General features: G+C 38.0%; 10 protein-coding genes. 5 read left to right on the forward strand and 5 right to left on the reverse strand.

Features of this window, described 5'->3' with window-relative positions; genetic code table 11:
* Positions 1-54 precede the first annotated feature (54 nt).
* On the forward strand, positions 55-1839 hold the full coding sequence (locus NST97_RS01130) for a PAS domain S-box protein (protein ID WP_340733514.1): 1785 nt from the start codon (positions 55-57) through the stop codon (positions 1837-1839).
* A gap of 15 nt (positions 1840-1854) precedes the next feature.
* Here NST97_RS01130 and NST97_RS01135 read toward each other — a convergent pair whose 3' ends face one another.
* Positions 1855-3009, reverse strand: a complete 1155-nt coding sequence (locus tag NST97_RS01135) for an aminotransferase A (RefSeq protein WP_341342808.1) — start codon at positions 3007-3009, stop codon at positions 1855-1857.
* A 109-nt stretch (positions 3010-3118) separates the two neighbouring features.
* Between NST97_RS01135 and corA the strand changes: the two genes are divergently transcribed.
* Both corA and NST97_RS01145 read left to right on the forward strand, forming a co-directional pair.
* On the forward strand, positions 3119-4087 hold the full coding sequence (gene corA, locus NST97_RS01140) for a magnesium/cobalt transporter CorA (RefSeq protein WP_198318521.1): 969 nt from the start codon (positions 3119-3121) through the stop codon (positions 4085-4087).
* A 350-nt stretch (positions 4088-4437) separates the two neighbouring features.
* Entirely contained in the window at positions 4438-4992 is a 555-nt protein-coding gene (locus tag NST97_RS01145) for a TIGR00725 family protein (protein ID WP_144598128.1), read from the forward strand.
* Positions 4993-5110: 118 nt separating this feature from the next.
* On the opposite strand, the gene NST97_RS01150 is transcribed toward NST97_RS01145, so the two are convergent.
* Entirely contained in the window at positions 5111-5482 is a 372-nt protein-coding gene (locus NST97_RS01150) for a hypothetical protein (protein ID WP_063389454.1), read from the reverse strand.
* A 342-nt stretch (positions 5483-5824) separates the two neighbouring features.
* Here NST97_RS01150 and NST97_RS01155 point away from each other — a divergent pair, with 342 nt between their 5' ends.
* Positions 5825-6766, forward strand: a complete 942-nt coding sequence (locus NST97_RS01155) for a chemotaxis protein (protein ID WP_341342809.1) — start codon at positions 5825-5827, stop codon at positions 6764-6766.
* 14 nt (positions 6767-6780) lie between these two features.
* Here the strand turns inward: NST97_RS01155 and NST97_RS01160 are convergent, their stop codons facing one another.
* Entirely contained in the window at positions 6781-7257 is a 477-nt protein-coding gene (locus NST97_RS01160; protein ID WP_341342810.1) for a YkyB family protein, read from the reverse strand.
* A 140-nt stretch (positions 7258-7397) separates the two neighbouring features.
* On the opposite strand from NST97_RS01160, the gene NST97_RS01165 reads away from it, so the two are divergent.
* Positions 7398-7712, forward strand: coding sequence for an ArsR/SmtB family transcription factor (locus NST97_RS01165; protein ID WP_063389325.1), 315 nt, complete (start codon positions 7398-7400; stop codon positions 7710-7712).
* A 503-nt stretch (positions 7713-8215) separates the two neighbouring features.
* On the opposite strand, the gene NST97_RS01170 is transcribed toward NST97_RS01165, so the two are convergent.
* Together NST97_RS01170 and NST97_RS01175 are read right to left on the reverse strand one after the other, a co-directional pair.
* A complete protein-coding gene (locus tag NST97_RS01170) occupies positions 8216-9487 on the reverse strand; it encodes an MFS transporter (protein ID WP_311067157.1) in 1272 nt (423 codons plus the stop codon).
* A gap of 128 nt (positions 9488-9615) precedes the next feature.
* Complete coding sequence (locus NST97_RS01175) at positions 9616-10473, reverse strand: metallophosphoesterase (RefSeq protein ID WP_094245553.1); 858 nt, start codon at positions 10471-10473, stop codon at positions 9616-9618.
* Between the last annotated feature and the right edge of the window lie 121 nt (positions 10474-10594).

The raw sequence follows: 10594 nt of genomic DNA on the forward strand, positions 1-10594 counted from the left end.
ATGAACAAGATAGACTTTTTCTTTCTGGAAAGGGTAGTAATAGGGGGGCCAGGGATGAGTCAACAAATACAAAAGGGTGTGCACAATCAAACAGAAATCATTTATTCGGTTATTTCTAATGAAGGCTATTTTGAATACATCTCCTCAAATTGTTTGAAAGTGCTCGGATATAAACAAAAAGAACTAATCGGTTCCAATCTTTCAGAATACTTGCATGTAGAAGATATAAATATATTTGAAAGCTTTTTATATCATGGAGATGCTTGTTCCTTCCGTTTTTTGCAGAAAAATGGATCCTATATTTGGATGAAAACGTCAGTTGATGTTATATACAATCATTTGAACAAGGATCAAAGAGAATTTGTCTTAAAGTTTGCTGTCACTTCGGCGGATGACAAGATAGATGAAGTTCCCAAAGAAGTAAATCCGATACGTGCTGACGGTGCTCTTGATTTTGTGCACGAGCTTCCGTGCCCGCTCATAATTTCAAAAAAAGGGAAAGTTCAATATGCTAATACGGCTGCTGTTAAGCTGCTTGTGGCGACTAGCAGTGAAGATATTGTTGGAAAAATGGTTTTCCAATTTATTGACAAAATGTTTCACGAATCTGTCCATGAAACGATTGAAAATCTTCACAAAGGAATTGATAGCGGAATTTTAGAACAAATTTGGACATCTTTGGACGGGAACAAGATCTATGTTGAGTTGAAGAGCGTGCTTATATCATATAAAGGCGAACAAGCAGAACTGCTTGTCATTACCGATATTTCATCCAAAAAAATATACCAAAGCATTTTGCAGCAAAGCAGTGAAAAGTATCAAAGGCTGATTCAAAATTCCATCGATACAATTGCAGTGATTCATAATGATAAATGGGTTTTTATGAATGAGTCGGGGATCAAGCTTTTCGGTGCGCAAGATTATCCGGACGTATTGGGCAAAAGCATCTATCATTTTTTACACCCGGAATATCATCAGCATGTCAAAGATCAATTAGATGACATAACGAACGGAAGAACGGAAACAATCGTGACCAAGCAAAGCTGGTATACATATTCGAAAAAAATTGTCCATACCGAAATGGTTTGCATTCCGACAACATATTTTGGCGAACCGGCGGTTCAAATCATTTTACGAGATTTGTCTGAACATAAACATGCGGAAGAATTGATGATTCGCTCTGAAAAGCTTTCTGTTGCAGGGCAGCTGGCAGCAGGTATCGCCCACGAAATACGCAATCCGTTAACAGCAATAAAAGGTTTTTTACAGCTGATGCATGGTGAAATCGAAAAAGATAATCAATATTTTGAAATCATTTTTTCAGAGCTGAATCGAATTGAAATGATTTTGAGTGAATTGCTGATGCTTGCGAAACCGCAAGAAACGGTTTTTGAAAAAGCAAATGTCAAAACGATTTTACTCGAAGTTGTTACACTGCTGGAAACGGAAGCAATATTAAGAAATATTGTGATTGAGAAAAAATTTTCTGATGAGAATCAAGAAGTTGTTTGCGATAAAAACCAATTGAAGCAAGTTTTTATTAATCTCATTAAGAATGCAATTGAAGCAATGCCAAATGGAGGAACAGTGACAATTTCTACTAAATCGGAAAATTTTTCCATTGTGATTGAAATAAAAGATGAAGGAGAGGGGATACCGAAAGAGCTGCTAGAAAGATTAGGGGAGCCTTTTTTAACGACAAAAGAAAAAGGAACAGGTCTAGGATTAATGATCACATATAAAATTGTTGAAAATCATAAAGGCACGATCGATGTGTCGAGCAGCGAAAAAGGCACCGTTTTCACAATTAAGTTGCCAAAACAAAAAACAGTGCTTTAAAAGCGCACTGTTTTTCTATTTTCTTTTCAGTTGCACAAAATGCTCAAGCCTGTCCAAAGCTTTTTCCAGCTCTTTTGTCGAGTAAGCGTAAGAGATGCGGATAAACCCTTCTCCAAATTTGGAAAAAGCGCTCCCCGGGACGACCGCTACACCAGCCTTCTCAACCAGCTCCAAAGCAAAATCAAAAGAGCTTTGTCCAAATGATTGAATCGAAGGAAACAAATAAAAGGCTCCGCTTGGTTTAACAACCTCAAATCCCATTGCAACGAGACGACCGTATACGTACTCCAATCGTTTTTCATATTCTTTTTTCATTATTTGACCATCATGAAACCCTTCCGTTAAAGCGTTGTAAGCAGCTTTTTGAGAGATCGACGAAGCGCATGAAACATTATATTGATGCACTTTTAACATATGTTTTGTGATATCTTTCGGCGCAAAAAGAAATCCGATCCGCCATCCAGTCATGCTATGCGATTTGGACAGTCCATTGACGACGATCGTTTGCTCCCGCAAAAAAGAAGCGATCGAGGTATGAAGTGCGTCATACGTTAATTCACTGTAAATTTCATCCGCTAAAATAAAAATATCCTTCCCGCGAACGGCATCGGCAATCTCTATCAGCTCCTCTGCAGTGAATGTAACGCCTGTCGGATTGGACGGGTAAGGCAAAATTATGCATCGGGTTTTTTCTGTTACATTTTGTTTAATCAAATCCGCAGTTAATTTAAATTTGTTTTTTGTCGTATCAACATAAACGGGTATTGCTCCGCACAATTGAATAATTGGCTCATACCCCGGATAAACAGGACCTGGCAGCATTACCTCCGTCCCGGGCTCCAAAATCGTTCGAAGCGCTATATCAATCGCCTGGCTGGCCCCGATTGTAACAATCACTTCCGAACCAGGATCATAGGAGAGATGATATTTTTTATGTACAAATTGGCATGCTGCTTCTCTTACATCGATCAATCCTGCATTATGCGTATACGTTGTATAGTTGTCATCAATTGCCTGTTTTGCCGCTTCTTTTATATGAGAAGGCGTTGGGAAGTCAGGCTGGCCAATCGTTAGCGAAACGACATCGTCATAGTTGGAAACGATGTTAAAAAAAGCTCGAATGCCGGAAATCGCAATGTTTTTTACATTTTGGTTAATCAAATGTTCCATACAAATCACCTGCTTTAATAAGTGTCGTCTTATATTTTATCATGTTTGTCCCAAGCTTTTATTGGTAAACTAAATTTATGTCCAAAAAAATTTAGAAAGTGTGATGTCTATGATACGAACATTAGTCATTACAACTGATTTGGAAGCTAAATATGATGTGGCATTAAAAGAGATTCGAAAAAAGGAAGTTCTTTGGTACTGGGTCGATTTTTACAAGGCGACGGAAGATGAAATTAGATTGCTAGGGAAATTTTTTCATTTTCATCCTTTGTCCATTGAGGATTGTGTCGAAAATGTTGAACGGCCGAAAATAGATTTTTATGACTCTTATATGTTTGTTGTGTTGCACGGAATTCATCAACAGACGCTTGAACCGGAAGAGCTTGACTTATTTGTAAACGAAAAAGGAATCGTCACATTTCACAAAAATGCCATTCGAGATCTAAACAACATTTGGCTGAGAATCAAAAAAGACGATTCTTTAAAAAAAGGGCCTATGAAAATCATGCATCAATTGACTGATAAGCTCGTTGATGATTTTTTTCCGCCCGTGTACCATTTGGAAGATTTATTAAATCAAATTGAGGAAAACAATAAAAACAAATCGATCAATGAGTTAATGAAAGAGCTTTTTTCCATCAGGTCTCAATTATCAAAAATAAGAAGAACAATCATTCCGATGCGGGATTTGATGTACCGGATCATCTCGTCCAACAGGCTGAACGAAATGAAGGAGGAAGATTTGTATTTTTATGATGTTTATGACCATTTACTCAAGCTTGTCGAGATGACGGAGGCAAATCGGGAGCTTGCGGCTGATATAAGGGACAGCTATTTATCTTACAACTCAAATCGGATGAATACGATTATGATGACATTGACGGTTATTTCGTCTATTTTTATGCCTCTTACGTTTATCGCAGGAATTTATGGAATGAATTTTGAATATATGCCCGAGCTGAAAATGAAGTATGGCTATTATATTGTATTAGGAGTCATGGCTCTCATCGGAACAGGAATGCTTTATATTTTTTATAAAATGGGTTGGTTCCGGTTTCATAAAGGTCCAAAATTGTAGCGGTCAAAAAATGCGGACTGCTTCGTAAAAAATAGGATGGGTAAGTTTTTGCACATTATAAAAAAGAAACTTGAAGAGTGCAAAATTTAACAATGAAAGGCGGAAAATTGCTCTTTCAATTTATCGATACAGCGTCTTTGAAAGACTTGACAAGCATACATAGAAGCTAAAAAGGAAAACAAAGGCGAGAGTAAGAAAAATTCAGTATGCGCCCCCTCAAATTCTTTTGTAAGGTAAACAATCAAAAGGAACTCTTTTTATAAAAGGCTAAACAGTGACAGCAATACAAGCTGTTCACAAGCTTCGTTCTATAATATAAAACAGCAAAAAATTTGAAATGGAGGCTTATGATGGAGAGAATTGCAGTAATTGGTCAATCCGGCTTGATTCCGGAACATGTCCGCCTCCTGGCTGAAGAAATCGGTTCAGAAATTGCTAAAAGAGGAGCTGTTCTTTTGACAGGCGGCGGAAGCGGAGTGATGGAGGCAGTTTCACGAGGGGCCAAACAAGCAAACGGCCTTGTCGTAGGTATTTTGGCTGGAGACGACAAACTGGCAGCAAACGAATTTATTGATATTCCGATTAATACTGGATTAGGTTTTGATTACAGAAGCGTTTTGCTTGTTCATTCCGCAGATGCCATCATTATGATTGGAGGAGGAAATGGAACGCTTGGAGAATTGTCTGCCGCATATATGAACAAAAAACGTGTCATCATCGTTGAAAATTCAGGAGGATGGTCGAACACCGTGAAGCAAATCGCCTTTGAAGGCTGTTATTTAGATGAGCGGAGAACAGTCGAAATTCAGTTCGCTAAAACGGCTAAATCAGCTGTAGATCTTGCTTTTCAATCCATTTACAACCCTGTTGATCCCGATAAAAATACCGGTTTAATAGGTGACTAGCATGCGGATGTTTAAAAAGTCCAATCGGTTGAAAACAATATATCAACGTTTCTAAAATAGTAAAGGGGAGTCCCATAAGCCAAAAACGACTTATTAGACAGCCCCGAGTGTCAATTCCTTAAAAACAAGAGAAGGAAGAGATTCTGTTTAAATCAATGCCGAAATATTCCCATCGATTTTGACGAGGTCTCCAGCGCCACCCGGCAATGGACCTTTGTCCTACAAACACAGGGAAATACCAGAAGCTTCTGCCGTTTGTTAATCGGATAAATGTAAAGCGATGTAAACATCTTCTAATGCCTCCGGGATCAACTGCAAATGTTCCGACTCCGGGTGATTCTTGAGGAATAAAACTTGGAGGCGGTCCTGAAGGCGGTCCTTGCTGCTGTCCAAAACCGTCACTCGGACTCCCGCCGATTCCAGGAGGGCCGAATGGAGGGAAACCGGGACCAGTCCCCGTAGGAGGAAACGAAGGAAATCCTCCACCCATCCCTGGAAATCCCGGAAAAAATTCTGGCTGTTGAACTCCCGGGAGGATTTGTCGATAGAATGGATACACGTAAATGCTCCTTTCACTTTTCGTTTGTTCACCATAACATATGCAATTTCACTTTTAAGGTGTTTGACCTACATAAAAGTTTTTTATAAAAAAAGGAAATCAAGTCGTCTTTGTCGAAATGAAATGTATCATTTACATTTTTGTGAGTAACGCTGTTCAGACTTATTTCCCACCGATTTGTAGCGAAAGAAGTATTAAATGAACAAAGAATAAAACCGATATAAAAAAGTGAAAAAGAAACGTTCGCAAATATTAGACGGAAGGAAGAAAGATATGAACGAAAAGGGAATTTTGCTTGAAAGCGGTACGAACGAGTTGGAATTTGTAGAGTTTCTCGTCGGCTCGAATAAATTCGGTATAAATGTGATGAAAGTAAAAGAAATCATTCAGCCTCTTCCTGTAACGAGCGTGCCTCACGTCCATCCATACGTTGAAGGAATTATTGAATTAAGAGGAGAAGTGCTCCCGGTAGTTAACGTACCGAAGGCGATCGGCGATCCGAATTGTGAGCCCAGCGAAAAAGATAAGCTGATTGTAACGGAATTTAACAAACAAAAAGTTGTGTTTCGCGTCCATCAAGTAACCCAAATTCATCGTGTGTCTTGGTCGCAAATTGAAAAGCCTTCTGAAATGTATCAAGGATTGGAAACTCAAATTACCGGCGTTGTCAAAATGGGAGACGAAATGATTTTAATGCTTGATTTTGAAAAAATCGTTGTTGAAATTAATCCTGAGTCCGGAATCCAGCAGGAAAAAGCGAAAAAACTGGAAAAGAGGGACAGATCTGATAAAAAAATTGTCGTTGCCGAGGATTCCCCGCTGTTGCGCAGATTGTTGAACGACACATTGACGGAGGCGGGATTTCAACAGATTGAGTTTTTTGAAAACGGCAAGGATGCACTGGACTATTTAGAGAATATTGTAAATGAAGGCGAACCGGTTAAGGAGCGTGTTGATTTAGTCATTACGGACATCGAAATGCCGCAGCTTGACGGATTGCATTTGACGAAGCGAATTAAGGAAAATCCAGAGCTGGATCATATTCCGGTTGTGATTTTTTCCTCATTGATTACGAATGATTTAAAACATAAAGGACAACAGGTAGGTGCAAATGCCCAAATTAGCAAACCTGAGGTTCATCACTTGATTGAGCGAATCGATGAATTGTTATTTAAAAATGAAGAAGATGATGAATTAAAAGACGAGGCTGAATAAGCCTCTCTTTTTACTCAATCATATCGTTCGCCTAATCGTTTAAACACCGGTTTTTGATATGTATGACGATGGAACCGTTTGGGAGAAGAAAGCGGTCGATTCGCTTTATCCATACCGATATAATACTCCAATAAATTTTTTGCCTTTGACAATGATAGATTTGTTTTCGGATTTCGGTATGAATTATTTAAGGAACCTAAGTGAGGAAGGTTTTGGAAGTCTTCTTTTGTAGGAGGCATATGAAAATAATAATTTCCTGCCGACACCAGAACATCTGACTGCTGTTTGCTTAATTTTGGATTTTTTGAATAATGCAGTCCTTTCTTTGTTGCTTTTCCTTCATCGATCAGTTTTTGCAGCGCCTTCTTTTTTAAATAATATAAATATTTAGGATTTGGTGCTGTTTTTGCATGCCGATTGACAACATAGATGGCTCGTGCTATATTTTCCGGCGTCTCATCCCGTAGCTTATAATGACTGATATCGTCCATGATGTCTCTCCTTTTTCATTATTTTCCGTAATCTTTATTTACATTATACTTTCATGAATAGAAAATGCAACCAGTTTTTACAGTCTATTAATTATGCCTATAATAGTTATTATGAAATATTTTAGAAAGCAGGGTGGGTCATGAGCGGAAAAGAGGAATTTCTAGATATAGACGAAGAAACGCTTTTTATCGTGTCGCAAACGTTTAAAGCGTTATCGGATCCGACTAGAATTCGGATTTTACATTTACTTGCGGAAAAACAAGAATGTTCTGTGAATGAAATAGCTGCCGAGCTTGAGCTTTTGCAATCAACCGTGTCCCATCAATTGAGGTTTCTCAAAAATTTGCGTTTAGTCAAATTTAGAAGGGAAGGAACGACCGTTTACTATTCACATGATGATGAGCATGTAAAAAAAATATTAGAGCAAACCATTGACCATGCTCGGCATAATTAAAATGGGCATCGAGTGGACAGTTTGATCAGGGGACAAACGGTTAAGAGATGATCTCGGTATGGAGCCGGGGCCATCTTTTATAATTTATTGGCAGCGGGGCTGATTTCATTCATTTATTTATTTATTTCACATTCTGTAAAAGATTCGAATTTCTTTCGGAGCATGATAGGGAGGGGGTGTCCAGAAAGTCAAATCGCCATTGAAAACAAAAAATCATAAACACCGATATATCAACGTTTCTAAAACATTCATGGGGGCGTCAATAAGCCGTAAAAACGACTTATTAGACACTCCCTTTTTTGCTTGTTATACGTTTAGTAGAAGTTTTCTTGAGGGTAGAAGCAAAACTAATGATGAATTTTTTCGGTAAAGTTTATTATTATCCCTTTCCTTCAAACGAATATCACAAAAAAACTCCCAATCAATGCGGTTGTAGGGTGAATTCTCATCCACTATGATCCACATGATTGGGAGTATAAGTCTGACTGTCAAACACATTTTTGTTATAAAACCGATTTGATTGTGTTTTTACCTAGCCGATGCCGTTTTTCGTTTAAATATTTCGGCATCAAGATCATATAAAAGAAAAAGACGAAAAGAATGATAAGAGCCATACCGTAATAAAGTAAATCGATGTTTCGAATGATGTTTGGAAACAATAGTGCAATACATAAAAGCGTAGCAGACTGCGCAAACATCATTAACGGGTCGATCCATCCGCTGACACGTCCCATTAGCTTTGGATGAACGATATTCGGAATCCAACCGCCAATTGCTACGTTCACAGGACCGATGCACATGCCGATCAAAAAAATAATCGACAAGTAAAATTCTACTTCATCCACAAAACCAAGGAGAAAAACAAAAATGCTTGTCAAAAATATCGGTGTAACAAACATTGGAAACGGTTTTATTTTTTTAGCAAAAAATGTTGAAACTGTGCTGCCGACTAAAAGACCCGCACCGAGAAAAATGGCAAATAAGGATGAATACATTTCATAAGAATTCGGTGCCAGCTCATATTTCATTGTAAATAACGGAAGAACGGCAAAACTTCCTTGAACAAAGCCGAAAATGAAAAAACCAAAAATAATGAGCGATAAAAGCCGATTATGTAAAATGTACCGAATACCTTCCAAAAAGTCGGAAACAGCGGATGATATATGTAAACCTTTCCATGACACTCGACCGTTTGGTAGCCTTGCTGATTTAGGGATTTTACACGAGCGAATGAGCAAGGCAGAAAGAACGAAGCTTATTAAATCAACTAATACGGCCCCATGAATTCCAACTGTTCGATAAGCCAATGCCCCTAATCCGACACCAAACACTAAAAAAATGCTGAAAAGTACTTGATTCAAACCTGAAGCTTGCGCATATTGATCTTTTCGCAAAATAGCTTGTACTAAACTAGATTCGGCTGGATAAAAAAATTTCGTGACAGCACTCCGCAAAAACAAGATGAAAAAAATGAGCGGAATCGAATTTGTAAATAAGGCGAAAAACAAACATGCAGTCATAATTGCACGAATCCAGTCGCAGTTCTCTGCCACCTTTTTTCGATCGAAGCGGTCTGCTACTACACCGACAATGACAAAAACAAATACAGTCGGCAAAGAATACATCAGCTCAGCAATAGTTGCGTAATAAGGTTTGCTGCTAAAATGCTCCAACAAATAAAAAGCAAACGCCATATTGCCAACTGTTGAACCCATTTGTGAAGCAAGCGCTGCAAAAAACAATTTGACAAAATTGCGGTTTTTAAAAATATCCATTGCGATTCCCCTTAACTGACACTTACAGTAGCTATTATAATTTACCTAATTCAATATGAACATCTTTTTTTCATATTTTGGTTAGAGAAATGAAAGCCAAGTACTTTTAAGCCGGTTAAAAGAGAGGATTATTTGGAATATAATGTAAACAAGGTGATTTCTGGAACTGCCAAAAAACGAAAGGGCAGTCTAGTTGTGCCCAACCCGCGATTGACATAAAGCTTCGTATGATCAACAGTATAAAAGCCCTCCGAAAAGGATTTTGCATAAGGAGGCGTGTAAAGCGGACCTATAAAAGGGATTTTTACTTGTCCTCCATGGCTGTGTCCAGATAATTGGAGATCAACATTGTAATTTTTTGCTTGAAGCACTGTATCAGGTTCATGGGCTAAAAGAATAGTAAAATAGTTTTTGTCAATATTGCCCATTGTTTGATGAAAATCAGGTCTTCCAAGCATGACATCATCAAGGCCGGCGACAATCAATTTGCTTCCGTCAATCAGCTGTATCTCTTTTTTTTCATTTTGCAGTAAATGAAACTCTGCATTTTGTAATATATTGCGATAAACATCAGTGCCGTATCCGCCGTGATCATGATTTCCATAAATTGCAAATTTTCCGAAGTCGGCACGGAGGCGTTTTAAAATCGGGGCAATCTGATGCACAGCGGGATAACTGTTCGGCTCATCGATTAAATCACCAGTAAAAACAATTATATCCGGGTTTAGACGATTGATTTGATTGACGATCCGTTCCAGATTTGCAATTGTAAAGTCGTTATTTAGATGTGTGTCGCTGAATTGAACAATTTTCAAACCATCAAAACCTTTTGGTATTTTTGGATGAGAAACATTTATTTTTTTTATTTCTAGTCTTCCCGGTTCAATATATCTTGAGTAGATGTATAAACCGCTGCTCGCGAATAAACTGCACGCAGCCGTCCAGAAAAAATGCTTTAAAAATTGTCTTCTTGTCAACTTATTCATTCTTACCAACCATTTCAGTTTTTATAGCGATCGAAAAAATTATAACATAAAACTTTCAACATCTTGTTTAATGTTTTTTGACAAATCTTCACATGCACGTTTTTTCTGATTAACTTTTTTG

The sequence above is a fragment of the Aeribacillus sp. FSL K6-1305 genome (assembly GCF_038050115.1).
Lineage (GTDB): Bacteria > Bacillota > Bacilli > Bacillales > Aeribacillaceae > Aeribacillus > Aeribacillus composti.

Bases quoted from the DNA above. Each gene is read 5' to 3' on its own strand.
- NST97_RS01155 (WP_341342809.1), top strand. From the start codon at position 5,825: ATGAACGAAAAGGGAATTTTGCTTGAAAGCGGTACGAACGAGTTGGAA.
- NST97_RS01170 (WP_311067157.1), bottom strand. From the start codon at position 9,487: ATGGATATTTTTAAAAACCGCAATTTTGTCAAATTGTTTTTTGCAGCG.
- NST97_RS01175 (WP_094245553.1), bottom strand. From the start codon at position 10,473: ATGAATAAGTTGACAAGAAGACAATTTTTAAAGCATTTTTTCTGGACG.
- NST97_RS01160 (WP_341342810.1), bottom strand. From the start codon at position 7,257: ATGGACGATATCAGTCATTATAAGCTACGGGATGAGACGCCGGAAAAT.
- corA (WP_198318521.1), top strand. From the start codon at position 3,119: ATGATACGAACATTAGTCATTACAACTGATTTGGAAGCTAAATATGAT.
- NST97_RS01130 (WP_340733514.1), top strand. From the start codon at position 55: ATGAGTCAACAAATACAAAAGGGTGTGCACAATCAAACAGAAATCATT.
- NST97_RS01145 (WP_144598128.1), top strand. From the start codon at position 4,438: ATGGAGAGAATTGCAGTAATTGGTCAATCCGGCTTGATTCCGGAACAT.
- NST97_RS01165 (WP_063389325.1), top strand. From the start codon at position 7,398: ATGAGCGGAAAAGAGGAATTTCTAGATATAGACGAAGAAACGCTTTTT.
- NST97_RS01150 (WP_063389454.1), bottom strand. From the start codon at position 5,482: ATGGGTGGAGGATTTCCTTCGTTTCCTCCTACGGGGACTGGTCCCGGT.
- NST97_RS01135 (WP_341342808.1), bottom strand. From the start codon at position 3,009: ATGGAACATTTGATTAACCAAAATGTAAAAAACATTGCGATTTCCGGC.